Annotated in this window: 1 pseudogene; it reads left to right on the plus strand. The window is 53.5% G+C overall.

Features of this window, described 5'->3' with window-relative positions:
• A pseudogene (locus PVOR_RS16840) lies at positions 1 to 419 on the plus strand (hypothetical protein); the annotation flags it as partial.

The following is a 419-nucleotide window of genomic DNA, read 5'->3' on the forward strand; positions in this document are numbered from 1 at the left end:
CCGGCACTCATATAGCTGATGGCTCCCTTACCGGTTCTAAGATCGCCAAGGGTTCCATCGAAAGCCGCCATCTCGGCCCTGATGCCTTCGACAACTTCACATTAGTCGATGGTTCGGTCACTGGGGACAAAATTGCGGCGGCTTCTATTACTGGAGAGCATATCGCTGATGGCTCCATCGCCAGCCAACATCTGGGTCCCGATGCCTTCAACAACTTCACATTAGTCGATGGTTCAATCACTGGGGACAAAATTGCGGCGGCTTCCATCACTGGGGCAAATATTGTCGATGGCTCCCTATACGGCATCCAGATTGCCGATGGTTCTCTTACCGGCACTCATATAGCTGATGGCTCCCTTACCGGTTCTAAGATCGCCAAGGGTTCCATCGAAAGCCGCCATCTCGGCCCTGATGCCTTC

Source organism: Paenibacillus vortex V453 (assembly GCF_000193415.1).
Classification (GTDB): Bacteria; Bacillota; Bacilli; order Paenibacillales; family Paenibacillaceae; genus Paenibacillus_AQ; species Paenibacillus_AQ glucanolyticus.